Origin of the sequence: Aeromonas sp. 600479, from assembly GCF_049175515.1 — a bacterium.
In the GTDB taxonomy this organism is placed as follows: Bacteria; Pseudomonadota; Gammaproteobacteria; order Enterobacterales; family Aeromonadaceae; genus Aeromonas; species Aeromonas veronii_A.
Genome location: NZ_JAAKVF010000009.1, coordinates 1 through 22691, shown reverse-complemented (window position 1 = coordinate 22691; position 22691 = coordinate 1). Strand labels below are relative to the sequence as shown.

Genomic DNA, 22691 nt, shown 5'->3' with positions numbered 1-22691 from the left:
GCCTCACAGCCATGAAAAAGGGCCCCGCAGGGCCCTTCGCTACAACCGGAATATGCGGACGGGTTAGATGGCCCAGCCACCGGCATAGAAGACCACCAGCGCCAGGGCGATGATGACGGTGCCGATGTTCAGCTTCTTCCACTCGGCAGCGAAGATGCGGCCAACGACCAGCGCCACGAAGCCCAGCATGATGCCGGTGACTATGTTGCAGGTCAGTACGATGAAGACGGCGCACAGCATGCCGGCGAGGGCATCGACCGAGTCGCTGAAGTCCAGCTTGGTGACGTTGCCCAGCATCAGCAGACCGACATACATCAGGGCCGGTGCGGTGGCGTAAGCCGGTACCAGATAGCTCAACGGGGAGAGGAATATCATCAGCAGGAACAGCACGCCGACCAGCGCAGCGGTCAGGCCGGTCTTGCCACCTGCTGCAGTACCTGCGGCGGATTCGATGTAGACGGCAGCCGGAGCACCTCCCACCGCGCCAGCCACCATGCTGCTGACGGAGTCGGCAGTCAGGGCCTTGCCGCCATTGATAATGTGACCGCGTTCGTTGATGAGGCCCGCCTGACCGGCCACGGCACGGATGGTGCCGGTGGCGTCAAACACGGCGGTCATTACCAGCGCCAAGACGGTGGGGATCACCACCGGATTGAGGGCGCCCAGCAGATCCATGCTGCCTACCAGTGAGCCTTTCTCACCGGTCAGGCTCGGCATGGCGAAGAAGCCTTGCCAGGTCACTTTCGGGTCGAAAATAAGGCCGAGGATGGAGATGGCGATAATCACCATCAGGATGCCACCCGGCACCTTGCGACGTTCCAGACCGAAGATGGCAGCCAGACCCAGTACCGTCATGATGACCGGGAAAGAGGTGACTTCACCCAATTGCACTGGCATGCCGGCCCCTTCGTTCTTGATCACCATGCCGACGCCGTTGGTGGCGATCAGCAGCAGGAACAGACCGATGCCTATGCCGGTGCCGTGGGCGATGCCGGAGGGGAGGTTATCCAGGATCCACTGGCGCACACCGGTGACGCTGATCAGGGTAAACAGCACCCCCATCAGGAAGATGGCGCCCAGGGCGACCGGAATGCTCAGCCCCTGACCCAGAACCAGACTGAATGCGGTAAAGGCGGTGAGGGATATGGCGCAACCGATGGCCATCGGCAGCTTGGCCCACAGACCCATCAGCAGGGAGCCGAAGGCGGCGATCAAGCAGGTGGCCACGAAGACGGGACCCTGCTCAAAACCGGCAGCACCCAGCATGTTCGGCACCACTATGATGCTGTAGACCATCGCTAGGAAGGTGGTCAAACCGGCCAGCAGCTCCTGGCGCACACTACTACCGCGCGCAGAAATGGAAAAATAAGAGTCCAGAAAGCCGCCGTTCCCTGACTGGGCGGCCATATCTTGCTTTGCCATAACTAATCCTGAAAGTGTGAAGGAAATCGTTTGCGTTAGTGGCGCGCAAAATAGCAAGAATTCGCGGCAAATGCAGCGGATAACCTGACTTTTTCGTCATTATTTTACACTTCGAGTCCATTCGAAGCTCTGTGTCGGACTCAAGCGGTGAGAGCGTGTAAGGCTGGGATCAAACGGTCGGTGGGAGGGGAGAGCAGTGAGGAAAATGCGGGAAACAACAAAAAACCCGCCGAAGCGGGTTTTTTTTAATTCTTGCAGAGCTGTCAGCAGTTGGCGTGAGCCATCAGCAGCATGCTCCGGCTTGAATTACAGACCAACTACGTTGGCAGCAGCCGGGCCTTTCTGGCCTTGCTCGATGGTGAACTCAACGCGCTGACCTTCGTCCAGGGTTTTGAAGCTGGTGGACTGGATAGCGGAGAAGTGTACGAACACGTCTTTGCTGCCGTCAGCCGGGGAGATGAAACCAAAACCTTTCTCAGCGTTGAAGAACTTAACGGTACCAGTCATTTTGTTAGACATAATAATTTCCTTAAATAGTGTTGAATGCCATCTAGATGGCAATTTTTGATTTTTCGTCAGCAATACGTATGGGGAGCACTAAAGAAGGAGAATTATTTGATAAGAATTATCGAAGATAACACTTATACTAATCACTGCTTTACTAAAATGACTGCCTAACATAATCAGGTCTGAACTGCCGAACCATCGAGAAAGATTAAAACACGCTCTCATTTTTAAAGCAAACTTTATCTCGATATTAATGTTTTGTAACAGCCTGAAATCTCATTTTTCGTAGTAAAAATGATGTATTTCAATGGTATAGGAAAAGCATCCGAGACACATGCCATTCTGTAGAAAGTCAGATTCGGCTTTTTTCCCCTGACTGTGTAGCCAGTTCTGGCAAAAAAGATGAGGAAAAAGAAAAAATGGCGATAGACGGGGATTGTCAGTTTGCGTTCTCTCTAACCCATAATGTGAATCACCTCTCAGCTGCTGCGATTAGCGACTGAGAAGCAAATCAATGGCCGCGCCCAATCGGGATCATCGAGCATCGCCCAGACATGCAAACGCCCGCAGGCACCAAGTGCCTGCGGGCGTTTTGCAAGAAGGGGTCAGCGCTTGCTGCGAAACTTGTTGCTGACCGAATCAATCCAGCTGAAGGTTTCCGGCAGTACCTGATTCTTGGCGCGCTCTTTGGCTTTTTCGCGAGCCAGCTTGGAGGCTGCCTTTGCCGCTTCGGCGCGATCCGCCACAATTTTCAGGCGACCCTCTTCGCGGATCTTGTTCCGCTCTCCGTTGGTCAGCTGGTGGTCTGCATTGGCTTGTGCTTTTTGCAATAACAAGGCTATCTCGGCCTTTTCGGCCTCGGTCAGATCTTTCATTTCCAGCTTTTTCACGGCGCGCTCCTGCGGCAGGGTGGTTAGACACCCTAACACAGTTGTGCCGATCACTTCTTATGCAATCGGCTTTCCGGCAGTAAAAATGCGGGTTTGTGCCAACTTTCCGTTCTTTCGCTGCTACTTTCCCGCCTGTTTGCCACATTTCAGTTTATGGCGAGCGGCGAGGGCAGCTCTTGCTCCTCCGGCTCGACATGGATGAGCACGATGGCGTGGGGCAGCTGCTGCATGATGGCGTGCTCGATGCGATCACAGATATCGTGGGCTTCGCTGATGCTCATCTCAGGGGGGAGCGTGAGGTGGAAGTCGATATGGCGGCGGCGACCGGCACGACGGCTGCGCAGGTCGTGAAAACCGCTGGCGGCAGGGCAGCATTCGGTGATGATGCGGCTGGTCATCGCCAGCTCTTCCGGGCTCATGCTATGGTCGATCAGCGGCTGGAAGGCCTCGTTGAGCATACTTATCGCCTCTTTGACAATAAAGATGGCGACCGCAATGGCGACCAGCGGGTCGAGGATGACGAGGGAGTGGCCAAACAGGCCAGCCAGCCAGATACCACCAAGACCGACTGCCACGCCAGCTGAGGTGAGCACGTCCGCCTTGAGATGAAGCGCATCGGCTGCCAGGGCGACCGACTCCTCCTCTCGGGCGACTTTGTAGAGGTAAGCCGAGACGCCGCTGTTGACCAGCGCCGAGATCACCATCACCAGCACGCCCCAGCCAATGCTCTCAATGGGACTGGGGGTGATCAACTTGTCGACGGCTTCGAAGATGATCCAGCCCGCGGCCAGCAAGATAAGCAGTGCTTCGATGACGCCGGAGACATTTTCAATCTTGTCGTGGCCATAGGGGTGCCGTTCATCAGGCGGGAGATCAGACTTTTTCACCGCGAACAGGGCGATCAGGGCCGCCACCAGATCCATGGCGGAGTGGATCGCCTCCGAGATGATACTGACCGAGCCGCTGGCGAAACCGGCCACCACTTTCATGGTGATCAGGCTGATATTGGAGCAGACCGACACCATGGCTGCCCTGGTTTTTCTGTTCATGTCACAGCTTCCTGCATATAAAAGGATATTTCGGTGCGGTGGGCATTATATCGACCTGACAGCAAATAACGCTATTCAGAGTTGTAACTTGATGTTTCCAGTGATATTGCGAATGCTTATTAAAACAGTGGTCACTTGAATGACAATAAATAACAAGAGGGATTTATATTTATCCGTGAAAATATCTCGGAGGCGATGCCTTAATATAAGCATGACAACATTTAATAATGCGAATTACTCTTTTTTGGTCTTTCCTGTCGAGGTTGTTTGGATTCGGCACTCAGGAGTAGCTCACTGCATTTTTTGGCCGACCATGAGACTGGATCCGGATGCCACTGGGGGGTATGCTGGGTCTGGTGATGGTCTTGCACCATCGCGCCAAGCGTACTGAAGTCGATAATTCGGATGGCATGCTGGCTCCCTTGGGAACCAACTGTCTGGGTAACATTTTTGGAGTTTGATGATGAGTAACAAAGAACATCACAACGGCAAAGATGCCAAGAAAAAACCGCAGATGTCACTGAAAGAGAAACGCGAAGCCAAACGTCAGAAAGCAGAACTGAAAAACGGCAGCGCAATGAAGTAACGCTCCTCCTACTGTTGTTCCTCCGGAGCCAGTACAAAGCCAGCCCTTACCGGCTGGCTTTTTTGTTTGTGGTTCAAGGTATAGCGCCATATGCCGCAAAAATTTGCCGATAGCGACCATCACTGTGCATCTTCTCAAGCTCTCGATTAAACAGGTTGCGGGCATCTGCCGCGCGAAAGGCAAAGTGATAAACCGTTGGTGAGAAGAGATCCAGCTGTCTTATCTGATCGCGGTCATATTTTTCGCCACTCTGACCCGAGGCAACAAGCTGATCCAGATAGTAGTAGAACACCCGCTCTTCCAACACAATGGCATCGACTCTACCGCGCAGCAGTTGATGAACCTGTACCTGTTGTTTGGCTACTTCCTCGTAGTGAGGATTCTGATTAACCATGTTGGCGAAGGTTTCTCCCAAAATGATCCTTGCCCGCTGAAATGCGGTGACCCTCATGGTGGAGAGCTGGTCCAGTGTGCTGACCTGGCTGCTGCGCAGGGTGAAAATCCGGTTATGGAAAGTAATGACGGGGCGTGTAAGAAAGAGAGGATCAACCATGCCTGGTCGGACGTTGATGATGGCGTCCAGCTTGCCTGACTCGAACAGGCGGAAAGTGCGTTCCAGTGGCAAAAACTCAAAACTGGGTTCATAGCCACTCCCGGCAAATGCTTCTTTCAGCAAGTCCAGCTCTATACCACGGGTATTTTGTTCGATCACATAAGGCGGGATCGCAAAGCTGACCCCTACTTTGAGTGGTTGCGCCAGCAATGTTCCGGAGAGCACACTCGCCAGCAGCAGGACGAACAGGGTAATAGGCTTCATCGCACCTCTCACAAAGTGCTCCTGTTGAGGATATCTGCCACTGTAAAATGGGTGGCCACTAAAAGTTATACCTCTCTTGAGTTGAGCAGGTGGCTTTGTTCCAATAAAAAGACCCTGATTTGACAGGGTCTTTTTTGTCATGTTCTTTTTAGAATGGAATGTCGTCGTCGAAATCCATCGGCGGCTCGTTATAGACCGGTGGCGCGGATTGCGGCTGCTGGGCCGGGCGGCTATAACCACCTTGCTGTTGCATGTTTTGCTGCGGAGCCGGCGCAGGGCGCGGCTGGTTCATCGGCTGCTGCATGGCTTGCTGCGGTTGACCCCAGCCACCTTGCTGGCCACCCATGTTCTGGCCCATGCCCTGACCGCCTTGCGGACGGCCACCTAGCATCTGCATGACGCCGGTGAAGCTGTCAACCAGCACTTCAGTGGTATAGCGCTCCTGGCCACTCTGATCCTGCCACTTGCGGGTCTGCAGTTTGCCTTCGACATAGACCTGTGAGCCTTTCTTCAGGTACTCGCCAGCCACTTCGGCCAGCTTGCCCATGAAGACGACGCGGTGCCACTCGGTGCGCTCTTTCTGCTCACCGGTCTGCTTGTCGCGCCAGGTTTCAGAGGTGGCCAGAGTAATGTTGGTCACAGCACCGCCACTCGGCATGTAGCGTACTTCCGGGTCTTGCCCGAGGTTACCGATCAGAATGACTTTATTGATGCCTCGACTGGCCATAATCTCTCTTCCACCTTTATATTCCGGTCAGGCAAGGCCTGGACCCACTAAATAAGTTACCGCGCTTTTTTCATGACCATGTCGTTATCATATTGAACAGCATGGTTTTTCTATAACCGTTGCAGCAATCAGAGTACTCGTTTCGCGTGTTCTGATTCAGGTTTAGCCCCCAATAGTAACAGTTGATCACTCTGCGGGCGAGCGCTTGCTGGTGTGGATTGTGGGCAAACTCGCCGCCTTGGTCAGGGTGTGACGAAGGGGCTATCCATCGTAAAAAAGGATAACTGCGATAGATAATGCCTGTCTATTCATCCAGTAGTCTCTATGCCATACTGACTCGCTCAGGTTTCTGTATCGAGCGTGCAACAAGATGGAAAAGATCGTGGTCCGGGGTGCTCGCACCCACAACCTCAAGAACATCAATCTGACCCTGCCCCGCGACAAGCTGATCGTGGTCACCGGCCTCTCCGGTTCGGGCAAATCCTCTCTGGCGTTCGATACCCTCTATGCCGAGGGGCAGCGCCGCTATGTGGAGTCCCTCTCCGCCTATGCCCGCCAGTTCCTCTCCCTGATGGAGAAGCCGGACGTCGACCATATCGAGGGGCTCTCGCCCGCCATCTCCATCGAGCAGAAATCCACTTCCCACAACCCGCGCTCGACCGTCGGTACCATCACCGAAATCTACGACTACCTGCGTTTGCTGTTTGCCCGGGTCGGTGAGCCCCGCTGTCCGACCCACGCCATTCCGCTCGCCGCCCAGACCATCAGCCAGATGGTGGATCAGGTACTGGCCCAACCGGAAGGGAGCAAGCTGATGCTGCTGGCCCCGGTGGTGCGCGATCGCAAGGGGGAGCACACCAAGCTGCTGGAGAATCTGGCGGCTCAGGGCTACATCCGTGCCCGCATCGACGGCGAGGTGTGTGATCTCTCAGATCCTCCGACTCTGGAGCTGCACAAGAAGCACACCATCGAGGTGGTGGTGGACCGCTTCAAGGTGCGCGATGACCTTGCTTTGCGTCTGGCCGAGTCGTTCGAGACGGCGCTGACCCTCTCCGGCGGCATCGTACTGGTAGTGCCGATGGACGGCGAGGAGGGGGTCGCCCCCATGACCTTTTCCGCCAACTTCGCCTGCCCGGAGTGCGGCTACTCTATGTCGGAGTTGGAGCCGCGCATCTTCTCCTTCAACAACCCGGCCGGAGCCTGCCCGACCTGCGACGGCCTCGGGGTGCAGCAATATTTCGATCCGGCCAAGGTGATCGGCGATCCGGCCATCAGTCTGGCCAACGGTGCTATCCGCGGCTGGGACAAGCGCAGCTTCTACTACTTCCAGATGCTCAAATCCCTCTCCGAGCACTACAAGTTCGATCTGGAGACTCCGTGGGAGGATCTGCCGCTGAAGACCCAGGAGGTGATCCTGCGCGGCTCCGGTCGCACCGAGATCGAGTTCCGTTACATGAACGATCGCGGGGACGTGGTGGTGCGCAAGCACCCGTTCGAGGGGATCCTGCACAACATGGAGCGGCGCTACCGGGAAACCGAGTCCAACTCGGTGCGTGAAGAGCTCTCCAAATACATTGCCAACAAATCCTGTGCCAGCTGCGGTGGTAGCCGACTGCGGGAGGAGGCGCGCCACGTATTCGTCGACAACCGCAACCTGCCGGCCATCGCCGAGCAGTCCATCGGCGATGCGCTCGCCTTCTTCGAGGGGTTGAATCTGACCGGCCAGCGCGCCCAGATTGCCGAAAAAATCCTCAAAGAGATCGTCGAGCGGCTCGGTTTCTTGGTGAACGTGGGCCTCAACTACCTGAGCCTCTCGCGCAGCGCCGAGACCCTCTCCGGCGGCGAGGCCCAGCGGATCCGGCTGGCCAGCCAGATCGGTGCCGGTCTGGTGGGGGTTATGTATGTGCTGGACGAGCCTTCCATCGGCCTGCACCAGCGTGACAACGAGCGGTTGCTCAAGACTCTCACTCACCTGCGAGATCTCGGCAACACGGTGATCGTGGTGGAGCACGACGAGGATGCCATCCGCCTCGCCGACCATGTGCTCGATATCGGCCCAGGGGCCGGGGTGCATGGCGGTGCCATCGTCGCCCAGGGCACGCCGGAAGAGATCATCAATAACCCCGAGTCACTCACCGGTGACTACCTCTCCGGTCGCAAGCAGATCGCCATTCCTGCCGAGCGGACTCCGCTTACCGGCAAGTGGCTGAAGCTCAAGGGGGCGAGCGGCAACAACCTGCGCAACGTCAACCTGGATCTGCCGATCGGGGTGATGACCTGCGTCACCGGCGTCTCCGGTTCCGGCAAGTCGACCCTGATCAACGACACCCTGTTCCGCATCGCCCACCGCGAGCTGAACAAGGCCACCGAATCCACGCCGGCGCCCTATCGCAGCGTGGAGGGGCTGGAGCACCTGGACAAGGTAGTGGATATCGATCAGAGCCCCATCGGCCGTACTCCACGCTCCAACCCGGCCACCTATACCGGCCTGTTCACCCCGATCCGCGAGCTGCTCTCCGGCACCCAGGAGGCCCGCTCGCGCGGCTACCAGCCGGGCCGCTTTTCCTTCAACGTGAAGGGGGGGCGCTGCGAGGCCTGTCAGGGGGATGGGGTCATCAAGGTGGAGATGCACTTCCTGCCGGACGTCTACGTGCCGTGCGACGTCTGCAAGGGCAAGCGCTACAACCGCGAGACGCTGGAGGTGAAGTACAAGGGCAAAAACATCCACGAAATCCTCGAGATGACGGTGGAAGATGCCCGCGAGTTCTTCGATCCGGTGCCGGCGGTGGCGCGCAAGCTGCAGACCCTGATGGATGTGGGCCTCTCCTATATCCGCCTTGGCCAGTCGGCCACCACCCTGTCGGGCGGTGAGGCGCAGCGGGTCAAGTTGGCGCGGGAGCTCTCCAAGCGGGATACCGGTCAGACCCTCTATATTCTGGACGAGCCGACCACCGGGCTGCACTTCCACGATATCCAGCAACTGCTCAAGGTGCTGCATCAGCTGCGGGATCGCGGCAACACCATCGTCATCATCGAGCACAATCTGGACGTCATCAAAACCGCCGACTGGATCGTCGATCTGGGACCGGAGGGGGGCGCTGGTGGTGGCCGCATTCTGGTGACGGGGACCCCGGAGGAGATTTGCACCAATAAAGAGTCTCATACAGCACGCTTTTTACGGCCCCTGCTGGAGAGATAAACCGTTATAATCGTGGGGCCTTGGGCCCCTTTTTTATGATGAAAATCGGGAGCGTGGAGGTTTCGGGCGGTGCGTGGCATCGCAGCATCACTGCAATGGATATGTCGGTTTATGGCTCAGGCTTCGCGCACCATCGATCATCAGTTGGCTTACTCCATGTTCCCCATCTGGCTGGGGGCGATCTTGCTATTGCTGGTCCTGCTGGCGTGGGCCCAAATCCCGGCAGCCAGCCGGATTGAAGAGTAGCGAATGAAGGAGCATCTGCTGCGCGTGACCAAGGCTGTGCAGGCGGATGTGGCCGCTCTGGATGCATTCAGTCGGGATTGGGGCATCTGGGATGACAGTCACCGTTTTATGGACAACAAAAGCAGGGGGTACATCGAATCCAACCTGTTCAGTGATATGCCGATGCGGGATTTTAGTCTCAACCTGATGAGCTTCATGGATCTCACCGGATACGAAATCTGGACGCGCACCCTGCTACCCGATGCGCCGGGGATCAATCCGGACCAGTTTCCCTACTTCTTGGATGAACTGAAAAAGCAGTTAAGGGCGCGCTCGGTGGCGCAAGGGGGCATCAATCTGCACGGGATCCGTGCTTCCCAGTGGGGGCCGCTGATGTACTCGTGGCAGCCGATCAGAAACAGTGACGAGTCGGCACCGTTCAACGGTTTCTTGCTGGTTGTACGTTGGCTCGACAAGGCCTATCTCGAGCAGGTATCGGAGCGTACCGCGCTGCCTCTGGCGATCTCCCACGCCAATCTGGATGTCACCGCTACCTTCAAACCACTGAAACCGCAAATAACGTATCGCCTGATCGACCTTGGGCTCACCCGGCTCAGGGGAGAGGTGCGACTGCTCAACAGCGATAACCAGCCGGTGCTGACTCTGGTGATTGAGGAGGAGAGAAAGATCTTGAGTGGCGTCATGGAGGGGGCGCTCTGGACCTTTATCGGCATGCTGTTTATCAGTTTTATCTGCGTCATGATCGCCATGTATCGGCTCAACAGCATTGTGCTTACTCCGTTGCAGCAGCTGGTGTCGGCGCTGCAACGCTTTGGCGATCGGCCAGATGCCACCTTGATCCCCTATATCGACAGCAGCGCCGAGATGGCGACCCTGAGCGGCAAGTTCAGGGAGATGGCCGGCAAGGTCAGTCAGCAACACGATGATTTGTTGGAAAAATCCAGCCAGATGGAGGTGGCTGCATTCACCGACCCCTTGACCCGTTGTTTCAATCGTCGCTATCTCGATGGTTGGTTGCAGGCCAACCGGGCTAAACCTTGTCTGTTATTGCTGCTGGATCTGGATCATTTCAAGCGGATCAATGATCGCCTTGGCCATGACATCGGGGATCTGGTGCTGAAACAGCTGGCGGATCTGCTGCGCAAGGTGGTGACAGGAGAGCGCGAGCCGATCATCCGGTTGGGCGGGGAGGAGTTCTTGTTGCTGCTACAAGTGGATGACGAGCAAGAGTTGGCATTGCGGGTCGAATATCTGCGCCAGCGTGTCGCTCAGCACCGCTTTGGCAGAGAGGATGCGCCACTCTGGTTGACGGTGTCGCTGGGGTTCTGCCGCTATCCGTTGCACCCGGAGTGTCCGGATTCATTCTGGAGTCACAGCTTCAAACTGGCGGACATGGCGCTGTACCAGGCCAAAGTCGGCGGGCGAAATCGGTGGTTTGGCTATGCTGGTACCCTCTCTGCGGAGGGCATGGGCCAGACTCCGGAACAGCTTGCCGAAGGGGGAGATATCACCCTGCTGCACTCTGTCAATCCGGATTAACCCTGCCGTACCAATACCAGATAGGCTAGGGCGACAATAAAACCGAGCAGGATAAAGAGAAAGGATCCGATTCCCCACACGGCCGCGAGAAAGGCTCCCACCTTTTGCCATTTCGACTCATTTTTCATAAATAAACCATTACTTCCCAGTAACTTGTATGGCGCAAAAAATACGCTGATTTGCCCATGTTAACAACAATTAATCGCCGCTCTGCCGCGCAATAAGATGCGGTTTGTTTGCTCCTTTTGTCTCTGGATGCGGGTAGTTACAACCTGTCGAAACAGGTATTTCGGCTTGTTGTCTGGGGACTCAACGAGATTGGGATGGCGCGCAAAGATGTCACACCAATCGATTTATTTCTGTGCAACCTTTGCTCCAAGTCAATAACTTTGCATTTACAAAGGCATATAGTCAGCGGGCTTACAGCATCAAATGAAAACAAAAAAAGGGATTACGTGATGAAAAAATTACTTCCTCTGATGATTGCCGCTGCAGTGACCTCTCCTTTCGCCATGGCCCATCAGGCTGGTGATATTCTGGTTCGTGGTGGTTTGGCATTTGTATCGCCGCAGGAAAGCAGCACGCCTGTAGAGCTGGAAATTAATGACAACATGCAATTGGGATTGACTCTCTCTTACATGATTACTGATAACTGGGGTGTCGAATTGCTGGCTGCAACCCCCTTCTCTCATTCAGTCAAACTAGGTGGCGCTGAAGTTGCCAAGATCAAGCATCTGCCGCCGACTCTGATGGGTCAGTACTATTTTGGCGATGCTCAAAGCAAGGTTCGCCCGTATGTCGGTATTGGCGTGAACTACACCACCTTCTTTGATGAAGAGGGTCGTGGTGCACTGTCAGGAACCGATGTCAAAGTCGATGACTCCTGGGGTGTTGCCGGACAAGTTGGTATCGATATGGCGATCACTGACCGCTGGTTTGTCAACGGTTCAGCCTGGATCATGGATATCGATACCGATGTGCATACAGCGATTGGCACCATTAATACCAAGGTCGACCCAATGGCCTTTATGGTGGGTGTTGGCTACCGCTTCTAATGATTCTGACTGCGGTTCTGAACGGACCGCGAAAGATAGCAAAGTACGTCTCTTTCAGCCCGGCTTGTGCCGGGCTTTTTTCGTATGGCTGATTTTGTCTGGACTGTGATCCAACCCGATACAAATCAATTAAATACCTGCCGCTTTATTTCAGTTATTCGCCACCCCTGCCGATAGTGACTATGTTCACTTTACCTTCCCCCAATGAGTGAGGATGTCTCCATGGGCTTATCTATCGTGCAGCGGATCATCGCCGGATTCGTGTTGATGCTGCTGTTGCTGATCCTGCTTGGAGTGATCAGTACCTTTAAAATCAAGGGTATAAATGACGGTCTCTCTGCCGTATCTGACCGTGCAACCCCGCTGGTAGTCGCTGTCGCAGGCCTCAAGGGGGCACTGCAGGATAGTAACCGCTGGGTGCTGGTCTACCGTACCAGTGAAGATGCCGCCCAGTTGCCGCAGTTGGCCAATCAGTTCAAGGAGCAGCAGAACCGCTTTGCCCGGCTGAGTCAGGAGATGGGTAAATTTACCGGCGTAGCGGATGCCCGAGCCCGTTTCCAGCAGGTCGAGAGTGCCACCACCCAATTTTATGGCTTGGCGGATCAGGTGTTGGCCCAGCATAGGCAGTGGGTCAGTGCACTGGATCAGCGCCACAAGCTGGAGATGGAATTTATCCGCCTTGAGGATACCTACCAGTGGGCGGCTGATCTGCTGTTGCAACAGACGGCCAGCAAGCGTTCCATGCGCAACAAGGCGGAACTCATTACCTCAGGGATCGCCCGCGATCTGAAGAATATCCGCCGTGCCGATGCCAAAACCGACCTGAACGAGCTGGAAAAGGTACTTAGCAAGGATATCGAGATGGCCCGCAAGCGTCTGGAGCGTGTACTGGTGCCCGATGATGTGAAAGCGCGCTTTGTCTCCAACCTGGATCGGATGCAGGAGCTGGCGCTCGGCGCTCAGGGCTTGCTGGCGACCATGCGTCAGGCCCAACAACTGGAGCTGTCGTTGGCTACTCAGAATCAACAGCTGGATGCCAGTCTGGTCAACAGCCTCAATTTGCTCGATGAGATGGGCAAGTCTGCCGGAGCCATCGCCAGCGAGAGCCGTGTCAATGCGGATGAGGCGGTCAGCAGTGCCAGCTTCTGGATCCTGGTGGTTGCCGCGATGTCGGCTGCTGCCGCACTGGTGATCGGCTATACCACGGCACGCAGCATTCAGCGTCCGTTGCAGATGATCAACAAGGAGCTCGATTACATGGCGGCCGGCGACATGACACGGCGCATCAACTACCGCAGCAGTTGCGAATTTGGCAGCCTCTCTCGCTCCATTGATACGCTGGCGGGCAAGACTGGCGAGCTGCTCTCCCAAATCAATGCGGGCTCCCGCCATCTGGTGGACGAGGCGAGTCGCGCTGCCGAGATCAGCGAACGGGCCATGTCCCGGGTGCAGGAGCAGAAGAGCCAGACCGATCAGGTAGCCGCCGCCATTACCGAGTTGGAAGTGAGTGCGACCGAGGTGGCCCGGTCTACCGATGGCACCAAGCGGGAAGTGGATCTGGCTGACGAAGAGGCGCGCAATGGTCGCCAGAAAGTGGCCACCACTCGCCGGATCACCGAGCAGCTGGCTGGCGCCATGGAGGAGGCTGTCGGCATCACCTACAAACTTGGGGAATTCAGTAACAATATCGGCAGCATTCTCGATGTGATCCGCAGTATTGCCGAGCAAACCAACCTGCTGGCCTTGAACGCCGCCATCGAAGCCGCCCGTGCTGGCGATGCCGGCCGCGGTTTCGCGGTGGTGGCCGATGAAGTGCGGGCGCTGGCCAATCGCACCCAGACCTCGACCGAAGAGATCCAGGGGATGATTGAGAACCTGCAAAGCTCCAGCAAGCATGTGGTTGAAGTGATGGGGCGCAGCCAAGAGCAGACCCAGAGCTGTGTCGAGCAGACTCGCGAGATGGATGTTGCGCTGCAATCGATTGCCGATCGGATGAGTGCCATCAAGTCGATGGCTGATCAGGTGGCCCATGCCGCTCAGGAGCAGATCTCCGTCAGTCAGGGGGTAGCTCGTCATATCGCCGGTATTGCCGATGTGGCATACGAAACGGAGCGGGAGGCGCGCGAATCCGCCAGCAGCAGTGAAGTGCTGGCCGACCTGGTCGCCAAACAGCAGCAATTGATCTCACATTTCAAGGTCTAGGAGGGCTTATGTCTAAAAAGTGGATTGGAGCCCTGAGTCTCCTGTTGTGTGGCCAGCTGATGGCCAGCGAGCTGGTGATTGAAAGCTGGCGAACCGATGACAAGGCGTTGTGGGAGCAGAAGATTATCCCGGCGTTTGAAGCGGCGCATCCCGGCATCAAGGTGAGTTTTCATCCGGTGCAGAACGTCAACTACATGCCCACTCTGTGGGAGAGCCTGAAAGGGGGCAAGGCGGGTGATCTCATTACCTGTCGTCCGTTTGATGACTCGCTTGCCTTGTTCAAGGCGGGACATCTGGCCGAGCTGACCGAGATGGCGGGGATGGAGAACTTCCCGAGTTTTGCCCAGTCACCCTGGCAGACCGATTCCGGTGCCCAGACCTTCTGTGTACCCATGGCGTCGGTTATCCATGGCTTCTTCTATAACAAGAAGATCTTCAGTGAGTTGGGGCTGACATTGCCGCAAACCCGCGATCAGTTCTTTGCCGTGCTGGACAAGATCAAGGCTGATGGGCGCTATGTGCCGTTGGCCATGAGCGGTGCCGAGAGCTGGGTTGCCTCCGAACTGGGTTTCCAGAATATTGGCCCCAACTACTGGAAGGGAGAGGACGGCCGTCTGGCTCTGATCGGCGGGCAGGAGCGGTTGGATAACCCGCATTATGTGAAGGTGTTCGATGAGCTGGCCCGCTGGCGTTCCTACCTTGGCGAGGGGGCCGAGAGCCGCGATTATGCGACCAGCAACGAACTGTTTACCTCCGGCAAGGCCGCTTTCTATGTTGCAGGATCCTGGGAGATTGCCCCCTTCACCGGCAAGGTCGATTTTGGCGTCATGCGCCCGCCGGTGGCCAAACAGGGTGATGGCTGTTTCTTTACCGACCACACCGATATCGGTATGGGGATGAATCCGGCCAGCAAGAACAAAGAGGGGGCGATGGCTTTCCTGCAGTGGCTGACGACGCCGCAATTTGCCGAGCTCTATACCAACTCGTTGCCTGGATTCTTTTCCCTCTCCAACCACTTCTTCGATGTCACCAATCCGGCGGCTAAAGAGATGATGGAGTGGCGGGATCAGTGTGACTCGACCATTCGGGTGGCGACTCAGATCCTCTCCCGTGGTACGCCCAAGTTGGGGGATGAGCTGGCCGAGGTGAGTCAGGCTGTGTTGCTCGGCAAGATGGAGCCCAAGGCTGCCGCGGATCGACTGGAAAGTGGCTTGAAGAGCTGGTATGCCCCTCATCAGGGCAACAAGGCCAAGAGCGCGGATTGTCAGTGTGATGCGGTTGTCCCTGCCCCTGCCCCTGCCCCTGCCCCTGCTTCGGCTTCAGCGCCGGCGACTGAGGTGTCCGCAGCCCCAGCGACCAGTGACGCGCCTGCAGTGGTAGCACCCGCAGAGCAGCCCGTATCAGCCGCCGCGGCGCCATTACCGGCGCCGTCGGATGAGGTGGAGCAGGCACTCTCGAACGAGCTGGAGGCTTCGCAGTAATAACTCATCAGCATAAATGATAAGCGGGAGGCATCAGCCTCCCGCTTTTATTGATGGTTTGCGGCCAGAGCGAATCGCTTTATTGTGTGTCGTGTGGCCAGCGGCAGAGGCTGCCGATGCGGGCAACCGGGGCAAACCCCAGAGAGCGGTAAATGCGCTGGGCATGGTAGTGCTCGTCAGCCACTATGATCAGCTGTTTGGCGCGCGACAATCCAGCGCGAGCCACTTGACTCAGTAACTGGCGGCATAACCCCTGGTTTCGCCACGCCTGGTGAGTGCGCACCAACTGGAAGCGCCCCAGTGTGCCGCAAAAGAATAAACCACAGCTGGCGACCAGTTGCCCCTCTTGCCAGATCCCCCACCAGTCCCCGAGACCATCGGCAATCATGGCCTGATAGAGCGCCTGACGGGAACGCAAATACGGAAGATAGCTCTGTTCCGAGTACCCCTCATCCCGCTCATGGAGTTCGAAGTCGAGCCATTCAGGCCAATCAGCAGTGGCGAAGGTGCGAGCCTGGGGGCTATTGATATCACCATGAGGTTGCCAGCTCTGCTTATCCAGTGCCAGCACCACACACTCCATGTATTGGTATCCGGTTGCGACAAAACCGGCGATCCGGCTGTTTTGCCCGGCTACCAGTGGCCATTGAAAGGTTCGGTGGCGCACTCGAGGATCCTGGCCGATCAGCTGATCAAATGTGGCTTCCAGCCAGCCTTTGTCACGGTCGCTCGGTGGGGTGGGGAGCAGCAGGTAGTTGCCGAAGTAGTAATCGGGAGCATCCGGTGTGCGAACCGCCCAGAACTGATCGTGCTGAACGACCTCGCCTTGATAGCGATCGAACAGCAAGTCGGTGGCAAAGCCGGGGTGGGTATCCATGATGATGCTCCTGCAAAGACTCATTCTGTTATCGGCAGGAGTGGGAAATAGATGAAAAGGGGCCGGAGAAGCCTCCGGCCAAACAATCACACGCAGATTCAGAACGTCCAGGACGATCTGCCCTCATCATAACTCGACTGGTGCGATTTTGGGATGGGCACTGTTCGGTTACGTACCGTTAATTTTATAAATATGAAGTTCGTCAGATCGGATGTGAGGTAATTCCCTGTTGACTTTGTCCCGTTTTGCTCATAAATATAAAGACGTTTAGACGTCCAAACATCCGTTTTGACGTAGACAGATGGATTGCAGGACAGGGAGAAGAGCAGATGGGATTTCACAGTGCACGTCAGGTTGAAGCGCTCAACCAGAGTCTGGCAGATTTGAATGGCGATATATCGGTCAGTTTCGAGTTTTTCCCGCCCAACAGTGAAGGGATGGAAAACACGCTCTGGCAGTCCATTGAGCGACTGAAAGTGCTGGAACCCAAGTTTGTCTCCGTGACCTACGGCGCTAATTCAGGTACCCGGGACCGTACTCACAAGGTGATCAAGGATATCAAGGAGCGCACCGGCCTGATTGCCGCGCCCCACCTGACCTGTATCGATGCCAGCCGCGACGAGTTGCGTACCATTGCCCGCGACTACTGGAACAGCGGTATCCGCCATATTGTGGCGCTGCGTGGTGATCTGCCTCAGGGGCTGGAGAAGCCCGAGATGTATGCCACCGATCTGGTTGCCCTGCTCAAGGCTGAAGCTGACTTCGATATCTCGGTGGCGGCCTATCCGGAAGGCCACCCGGAGGCAAAGAGCGCCCAGTCGGACCTGCTCAACCTTAAGCGCAAGATCGATGCTGGTGCCAACCGTGCCATTACCCAGTTCTTCTTCGATGTGGAGACCTATCTGCGTTTTCGGGATCGTTGTGCCGCTATCGGTATTGATGCCGAAATCGTGCCGGGGATCCTGCCGGTCTCCAACTACCAGACCCTGGCCAAGTTTGCCGGCTTCACCAACGTGAAGATCCCGCGCTGGATGCATCAGCGTTTTGAAGGGCTGGAGAACGATCAGATGACTCGTAATCTGGTGGGGGCGAGTATCGCTATCGATCAGGTGCGGGTGCTGAGTCAGGAGGGGGTCAAGGATTTCCACTTCTATACCCTGAACCGATCCGAATTAACCTATGCCATCTGCCACACCCTTGGGGTGCGACCGAAAGGTCAGCCGTAATCGGCAGAGGGATAAAAAGCCAATGAGTTGCTCATTGGCTTTTTTGTTATGGCGACCCGTCAGGGTCTGGTCGGGGCGATCTCTTTCGGCTCGAGATCGATCACGGCATTGCCTGCCGCTCCCGGATACTGGTGATAACTCTGGTCCTGCTCCAGGGTGTAGAAGGTATCCAGATAGTCATCGTCGTTGGTCATCCAGGAGTCGGGCAGCGCCTTGACGATACGACCGCCCAGATCGAGGAAGGGGAGTCCCTCCGGCACTCCGCCAGCGGTAAAGCCGAGCTTGAGCGCCTCAATCAGCAGGTCGGCCAGCTCCTTGTAGTTGACGTTGTCATCCTGCTCCATCATCACGATATCAACCGCACCCCAGCGGTAACGATCCCAGTAAACCAGGATCTGGTTGGGGGTGTAGTCGGTATTGTCATAGTCGAGGTAGGGCATATCGACGATATCGACCACGGGTTCATCCCGACTGGGGTTGACCCCGGCGACGACGGCATAAACCTCGGCAGCACCGAGCAGCCAGGGCTCCTGATCATCTTTCAGTCTGATCTTTTTCAGAATGCTGGTCTTGAGAGGAGCTGTGCTGGCAGAAGCCTTGGGTTGGGGGGCTGCCTGCATATCGGCTGCGGCAAACGCCTTGCGCATCACCTGCAGACCGGCATTTTTGGCTTTCACCGGATCTGCTTCGACCACGAGCACGGGTCGGGCCGGTGCCTTGTCGACATCCAGATAGACCGGATTGCCAGCGCTGTCGAACGCTTCGATGGCACTCCAGCTCTTCTCATCACCGCTCGGGACATAAGCGACCAGCGGTTCAACCCCCTGTTGCAAGGCTGCAGCCTGTTCCGGGTTGGCCAGTCGCAGCTGCATCAACTGCTTCACTTCCCCGTCGAGCCCTTGTCGGGCGATCGCTGCCTGATTGGCATCGGTTGCTTGCCGTTTAAGGCGGGTGGGCGCTTTCTTCAACAACTCGGGCAGCGGGCTTTGGTACTGAGGATTGCTCACCAGAGGCAGCAAACTCTTCTGTTGTAGCGCGAGCTGGCGCGCCAGCTCCCGATCTGTATCGGCAGCCTGGACGCTCGTGGCGCCCAGTATGGCCAGTAATAACAAGACAGCCTGATTTTTCATTTTTATTCTCCGTTATATGAACCTGACAGGCGGCAAATTGGGAAGAAGATGCCGCCTGATGCCACTAGATTAAAATTAGTTTCAGTTGTGAACTATTTTGTACGGAGAGTGTGGAATGGTTCACGGTTTGTGATCCAATTGATTCCTTTGTCGATAAATTTGGATGCCATAGAGCCCCATGCCGATGAGCAGTCCCCAGCAGGCGGCAGCGATGCCGAGCAGGTTGATCCCGGAAGCTGTGATGATGAAGGTCAGCAGGGCAGCCTCACGGGTATCATCGTGTTGCAATGCGGTGTGCAGGCTGCTGCCGATGGTGCCGAGCAGGGCTAGCCCGGCGACACAGGTCACCAGTGTCACCGGGAAGGCTGTGAACAGCGCCGCCACCGTGGCCCCGAAACAGCCGGTCAGCAGATAGAAGCAGCCAGCCCACACTGCCGCGGGCCAGCGCCGGTTGGCATCCGGATCTACCTCTTTCCCCATGCAGATGGCAGCGGTGATGGCCGCCAGGTTGAAGGCGTAACCGCCGAATGGAGCCAGCAGCAGACCGGTCAGGCCGGTCCAGGTGATGAGAGATGAGGTGGCGGGTTGATAGCCGTGGGCCCGTAAAATGGTAATGCCCGGCATGTTCTGGGAGGTCATGGTGACGATGAACAGTGGCAGAGCGATACCGAACAGGGCACTAAGGGAAAACTCTGGCCAGGTCATGACCGGGCCGGCCAGTTGCCAGTGAATGGTGTCAAGCTGCAGCTCTCCTCTCAACAGGCAGATGAGGATGCCGACTGCCAACACCAGTACCATGGTATAGCGTTGCCAGAGATGGCGGCCGAGCAGGAATGCTAGCAACAGGCTGCCGAGCAGCAAGGGGGCTGCCGGGGCGACCTTGAACAGATCCAGCCCGAACTTGAGCAATACCCCAGCCAGCATGGCTGCCGCCAGCTGGGCCGGGATATGGCGCATCAGCCGATCGAACCAGCCGCTGATGCCGCACAGGGTGATCAGCAGGGAAGAGATAATGAAGGCACCGATGGTCTCGGCCAGGGTGAAGTTACCCAGGCTGGTGATGAGCAGGGCGGCCCCCGGGGTCGACCAGGCAGTCAAGACGGGGATGCGGTAATAGAGGGAGAGGCCGATGCAGCTGATGCCCATGCCGATACCCAGCGTCCATAACCAGGACGCGAGCTGGGTAGCATCGGCCCCCGCTGCCGTGGCTGCCTGAATGATCAGGATGACCGAACTGGTATAACCGACCATCACGGCGATGAAGCCGGCGACCAGATGGGGAAGGGCAAAGGGCATATAACGTCCTTGTGGGGTTGTGGCGGTTTGTGCGTTATTACGTACAATATTGCACCAGACTATATCGGTGTGCGCTATAGCGCACAAGGCGATTCAAGCAAGCGCAACAAAGAGGCAGTCATGCAAGAGATGAATCAGCATCTGGCCCAACGTCTGAAGGGGTTACGCAGCGAACTGGGCTGGAGTCTGGATGTAGCGGCGCGGGAGACTGGCGTCAGCAAGGCGATGCTGGGCCAGATTGAGCGAGGGGAATCGAGCCCGACGGTGGCCACTTTGTGGAAGATCGCGACCGGATTTCGGGTCTCCTTCTCCAGCTTCATCGAGCCTGCACCTGCTGCGCAGAACGAGGTGCTCTACCGCACCGCCGATGCTATTCGCCAGCAGCCGGCGGGAGAGGGTATGCAGGTTGCGCCTCTCTTCCCCTATGAGAGGCGCTTTGGTTTCGAATTGTTTGAGTTGACACTGTTGCCTGGTTATCAGCGAGAATCAGAACCCCATGAACCCGGAGTGACCGAGCATGTCATCGTCATCAACGGCCAGATGGAAGTGCTGGTGGAGGAGGAGTGGCACTCCTTGACGCAGGGGGAGGCGGTGCGTTTTGCGGCCGACCGCCCCCATGGCTATCGCAATCAGGGGGTGGCCCCGGCTATCTTCCACAATCTTATCCACTATCCGGCCAGCAGATCTTGGCCTCCGGGTCAGCCTGGGCGCCCATCAGCCCGAGGGCTGGTCAATATGGGAGCATAGACCCAGACAAACAGGCCATACGCCAGGCTCCAGGCCAGGCCGCTCAGGTTCCAGCTGTGCAAGGTATGGGCCGGCCAAAGCAGCGGGATCACGACCCGGATCAGGGCCGCCATGATCACCAGCGCGAACGCGTACTGGATCCTGCGACCTACCTGCAAGGCCCGGCCACTGTGACCAAGGGAGACCCTGGCTATCATCCCCAGGATCATGGTCCCCATGCAGCCGGCACTGAGCAGGTGGCTGGCCAGCGACAGGCTGATGGGTAGGCCGGCAGCCAGAGCACCAAGGGCGAGCAGGCCGAGAGGAATAAACAGGTAGGCGAGGTGCAGTGACCACAAGAGGGGTTGTCCAAGAGTGGAAGGCAGTCGCCAGCGCAATTGGCGCCACAAGTGCAAAACAGCCGCCACTATATATAGAGGAAGCAGGTAGAGGCTGGTGGCCCATGGGGTGGGCAGCAGCAGCCAGCTCACCAGAGTGAGCCACAGCGTGGCAAGAGCTGCGCGCTCCAGCCAGAGAATAGGGACGGCTTTTTCCATCCCGGTGGCCCTGGCGGTAAAGAAGGGGATGACTCGTCCTCCCATCACGGCGATCAGGGTTGTAAGCAAGAGCACTGTGGTAATGAGCAGATGTTCCATATCAGCCCACTGTGCCTGCCACAGCCAGCTGGCGGCGTTTAGCAGTGTCAGCACGACCAGCAGAGGCACAAAGAAGAGGTTGCGCCACTGCCTGGTGACCACAATCGGTTTGGCCAGATACCAGGCGCAAAGAGGCAGCCAGAGCAGATCTGCCGCCATCAGCAGGGTATTGTGCTCGCCCAACCAGGGCAGCAATGCCCTCGGCAATGCCCACAGCACCACGATCAGCACAAGCGGCCAGCTTCTAACCCCTGGGTGAGCTGTCCAGTTTTGCACTGCGGTCAGCAGAAATCCTGCAACAATTGCCGCTCCGAAGCCAAACAACATCTCGTGAGCATGCCACCAGATGGGATTGCCAATCCCCGGCAGGACGAACCAGCCATTGAGCTGCCCAAGCCAGCCCAGCATTGCCAATGTTGAGAACAAGGCGCCGAGCAGGAAGAAAGGCCGAAACCCGAGGCGGAACAGAGGAACAATGTTCTCCTCTTTACGGCTATCCAGGATCTGATGCATGACGAAACCTTAATTGAACATTTGAAAAGCTAATTATAAATTGGCTTTTCAAATGTTCAATTAAAACTGATATGCTGATAAGGGCAAGAAGTGAGAGGGCTGTGATAAACCGTGGCCGATAGCCTGATTTGGCTATTGAGGTGCCTGCAGTAAGCTGATTTCGCCGGTTTAATATGCTGATTGGTGGCTTTGTGAGCGAACGAACAGCAAAAGCCATCTTTTTGCAATTATCTCCTTGTCAGAACGAATTCACTCCCTATAATGCGCCTCCATCGACAGGGCAAGCGGCAACGTAAACAACCTCGTCGGTAGCCTCGAAAAGCCTTTGAAAATAAGGCTTGACTCGAGAAGGCGGTTGAGTAGAATGCCACTCCCGCAGCAGCCAAAAGCTGCATCGCTCTTTAACAATTTGAATCAAGCAATCTGTGTGGGCACTCACAGCATCGAGCATCAAAAACAATTTTTGATTTTCAATGTCTGATGAAGTGACCAAAGCAACTTTTAGTTGCAGCAGTTAATTCAGCAATTCATTGAGCCGCCTTAATTG

17 protein-coding genes and 1 pseudogene are annotated in these 22691 nt (G+C 56.6%); 8 read left to right on the top strand and 10 right to left on the bottom strand.

Features of this window, described 5'->3' with window-relative positions; genetic code table 11:
- Positions 1 to 63: 63 nt before the first annotated feature.
- The 4 genes from G5149_RS11100 to G5149_RS11085 form a co-directional block, all read right to left on the bottom strand.
- Entirely contained in the window at positions 64 to 1422 is a 1359-nt protein-coding gene (locus G5149_RS11100; RefSeq protein WP_216980017.1) for an NCS2 family permease, read from the bottom strand.
- Positions 1423 to 1728: 306 nt separating this feature from the next.
- Entirely contained in the window at positions 1729 to 1941 is a 213-nt protein-coding gene (cspE, locus tag G5149_RS11095; protein WP_005316548.1) for a transcription antiterminator/RNA stability regulator CspE, read from the bottom strand.
- Between the two features lie 593 nt (positions 1942 to 2534).
- On the bottom strand, positions 2535 to 2819 hold the full coding sequence (gene yjbD / locus G5149_RS11090) for a DUF3811 domain-containing protein (protein ID WP_005340165.1): 285 nt from the start codon (positions 2817 to 2819) through the stop codon (positions 2535 to 2537).
- A 146-nt stretch (positions 2820 to 2965) separates the two neighbouring features.
- On the bottom strand, positions 2966 to 3868 hold the full coding sequence (locus G5149_RS11085; protein ID WP_421212445.1) for a cation diffusion facilitator family transporter: 903 nt from the start codon (positions 3866 to 3868) through the stop codon (positions 2966 to 2968).
- Positions 3869 to 4328: 460 nt separating this feature from the next.
- Here G5149_RS11085 and G5149_RS11080 point away from each other — a divergent pair, with 460 nt between their 5' ends.
- Complete coding sequence (locus G5149_RS11080) at positions 4329 to 4454, top strand: hypothetical protein (RefSeq protein WP_019445191.1); 126 nt, start codon at positions 4329 to 4331, stop codon at positions 4452 to 4454.
- A 73-nt stretch (positions 4455 to 4527) separates the two neighbouring features.
- Here G5149_RS11080 and G5149_RS11075 read toward each other — a convergent pair whose 3' ends face one another.
- Complete coding sequence (locus tag G5149_RS11075; RefSeq protein WP_236347952.1) at positions 4528 to 5271, bottom strand: substrate-binding periplasmic protein; 744 nt, start codon at positions 5269 to 5271, stop codon at positions 4528 to 4530.
- A 148-nt stretch (positions 5272 to 5419) separates the two neighbouring features.
- A complete protein-coding gene (locus G5149_RS11070; protein ID WP_005341559.1) occupies positions 5420 to 5998 on the bottom strand; it encodes a single-stranded DNA-binding protein in 579 nt (192 codons plus the stop codon).
- 370 nt (positions 5999 to 6368) lie between these two features.
- Here G5149_RS11070 and uvrA point away from each other — a divergent pair, with 370 nt between their 5' ends.
- From uvrA to G5149_RS11045, 5 genes and pseudogenes are all read left to right on the top strand, one after another.
- Complete coding sequence (gene uvrA, locus G5149_RS11065; RefSeq protein ID WP_216980020.1) at positions 6369 to 9197, top strand: excinuclease ABC subunit UvrA; 2829 nt, start codon at positions 6369 to 6371, stop codon at positions 9195 to 9197.
- Positions 9198 to 9308: 111 nt separating this feature from the next.
- A pseudogene (locus G5149_RS11060) lies at positions 9309 to 10982 on the top strand (diguanylate cyclase).
- Between the two features lie 458 nt (positions 10983 to 11440).
- Entirely contained in the window at positions 11441 to 12037 is a 597-nt protein-coding gene (locus G5149_RS11055) for an OmpW family outer membrane protein (protein WP_005340187.1), read from the top strand.
- Positions 12038 to 12259: 222 nt separating this feature from the next.
- Positions 12260 to 14239 carry a methyl-accepting chemotaxis protein gene (locus G5149_RS11050; protein WP_337073376.1) on the top strand — a complete coding sequence of 660 codons (1980 nt, stop codon included), beginning with the start codon at positions 12260 to 12262 and terminating at the stop codon, positions 14237 to 14239.
- 8 nt (positions 14240 to 14247) lie between these two features.
- Complete coding sequence (locus G5149_RS11045; RefSeq protein WP_421212444.1) at positions 14248 to 15720, top strand: ABC transporter substrate-binding protein; 1473 nt, start codon at positions 14248 to 14250, stop codon at positions 15718 to 15720.
- A gap of 79 nt (positions 15721 to 15799) precedes the next feature.
- On the opposite strand, the gene G5149_RS11040 is transcribed toward G5149_RS11045, so the two are convergent.
- Positions 15800 to 16597 carry a GNAT family N-acetyltransferase gene (locus tag G5149_RS11040; protein WP_236347945.1) on the bottom strand — a complete coding sequence of 266 codons (798 nt, stop codon included), beginning with the start codon at positions 16595 to 16597 and terminating at the stop codon, positions 15800 to 15802.
- Between the two features lie 329 nt (positions 16598 to 16926).
- On the opposite strand from G5149_RS11040, the gene metF reads away from it, so the two are divergent.
- Entirely contained in the window at positions 16927 to 17823 is an 897-nt protein-coding gene (gene metF / locus G5149_RS11035) for a methylenetetrahydrofolate reductase (RefSeq protein WP_005341548.1), read from the top strand.
- 59 nt (positions 17824 to 17882) lie between these two features.
- Here the strand turns inward: metF and G5149_RS11030 are convergent, their stop codons facing one another.
- On the bottom strand, positions 17883 to 18953 hold the full coding sequence (locus tag G5149_RS11030) for a DUF3103 family protein (protein WP_043851630.1): 1071 nt from the start codon (positions 18951 to 18953) through the stop codon (positions 17883 to 17885).
- 120 nt (positions 18954 to 19073) lie between these two features.
- Positions 19074 to 20249 carry a benzoate/H(+) symporter BenE family transporter gene (locus tag G5149_RS11025; protein ID WP_421212443.1) on the bottom strand — a complete coding sequence of 392 codons (1176 nt, stop codon included), beginning with the start codon at positions 20247 to 20249 and terminating at the stop codon, positions 19074 to 19076.
- A 120-nt stretch (positions 20250 to 20369) separates the two neighbouring features.
- Between G5149_RS11025 and G5149_RS11020 the strand changes: the two genes are divergently transcribed.
- Positions 20370 to 20996 (top strand): helix-turn-helix domain-containing protein, encoded by a 627-nt coding sequence (locus tag G5149_RS11020; RefSeq protein ID WP_216980026.1) that lies wholly within the window; start codon positions 20370 to 20372, stop codon positions 20994 to 20996.
- On the opposite strand, the gene G5149_RS11015 is transcribed toward G5149_RS11020, so the two are convergent.
- Complete coding sequence (locus G5149_RS11015) at positions 20948 to 22144, bottom strand: NnrS family protein (RefSeq protein ID WP_216980027.1); 1197 nt, start codon at positions 22142 to 22144, stop codon at positions 20948 to 20950. The two genes, G5149_RS11020 and G5149_RS11015, sit on opposite strands and share 49 nt — an antisense overlap.
- Between the last annotated feature and the right edge of the window lie 547 nt (positions 22145 to 22691).

Excerpts from the sequence above, each read along its gene's own strand:
- G5149_RS11100 (WP_216980017.1), bottom strand. The coding sequence starts at position 1,422 with ATGGCAAAGCAAGATATGGCCGCCCAGTCAGGGAACGGCGGCTTTCTG.
- cspE (WP_005316548.1), bottom strand. The coding sequence starts at position 1,941 with ATGTCTAACAAAATGACTGGTACCGTTAAGTTCTTCAACGCTGAGAAA.
- G5149_RS11085 (WP_421212445.1), bottom strand. The coding sequence starts at position 3,868 with ATGAACAGAAAAACCAGGGCAGCCATGGTGTCGGTCTGCTCCAATATC.
- G5149_RS11080 (WP_019445191.1), top strand. The coding sequence starts at position 4,329 with ATGATGAGTAACAAAGAACATCACAACGGCAAAGATGCCAAGAAAAAA.
- G5149_RS11075 (WP_236347952.1), bottom strand. The coding sequence starts at position 5,271 with ATGAAGCCTATTACCCTGTTCGTCCTGCTGCTGGCGAGTGTGCTCTCC.
- G5149_RS11070 (WP_005341559.1), bottom strand. The coding sequence starts at position 5,998 with ATGGCCAGTCGAGGCATCAATAAAGTCATTCTGATCGGTAACCTCGGG.
- uvrA (WP_216980020.1), top strand. The coding sequence starts at position 6,369 with ATGGAAAAGATCGTGGTCCGGGGTGCTCGCACCCACAACCTCAAGAAC.
- G5149_RS11055 (WP_005340187.1), top strand. The coding sequence starts at position 11,441 with ATGAAAAAATTACTTCCTCTGATGATTGCCGCTGCAGTGACCTCTCCT.
- G5149_RS11050 (WP_337073376.1), top strand. The coding sequence starts at position 12,260 with ATGGGCTTATCTATCGTGCAGCGGATCATCGCCGGATTCGTGTTGATG.
- G5149_RS11045 (WP_421212444.1), top strand. The coding sequence starts at position 14,248 with ATGTCTAAAAAGTGGATTGGAGCCCTGAGTCTCCTGTTGTGTGGCCAG.
- G5149_RS11040 (WP_236347945.1), bottom strand. The coding sequence starts at position 16,597 with ATGGATACCCACCCCGGCTTTGCCACCGACTTGCTGTTCGATCGCTAT.
- metF (WP_005341548.1), top strand. The coding sequence starts at position 16,927 with ATGGGATTTCACAGTGCACGTCAGGTTGAAGCGCTCAACCAGAGTCTG.
- G5149_RS11030 (WP_043851630.1), bottom strand. The coding sequence starts at position 18,953 with ATGAAAAATCAGGCTGTCTTGTTATTACTGGCCATACTGGGCGCCACG.
- G5149_RS11025 (WP_421212443.1), bottom strand. The coding sequence starts at position 20,249 with ATGCCCTTTGCCCTTCCCCATCTGGTCGCCGGCTTCATCGCCGTGATG.
- G5149_RS11020 (WP_216980026.1), top strand. The coding sequence starts at position 20,370 with ATGCAAGAGATGAATCAGCATCTGGCCCAACGTCTGAAGGGGTTACGC.
- G5149_RS11015 (WP_216980027.1), bottom strand. The coding sequence starts at position 22,144 with ATGCATCAGATCCTGGATAGCCGTAAAGAGGAGAACATTGTTCCTCTG.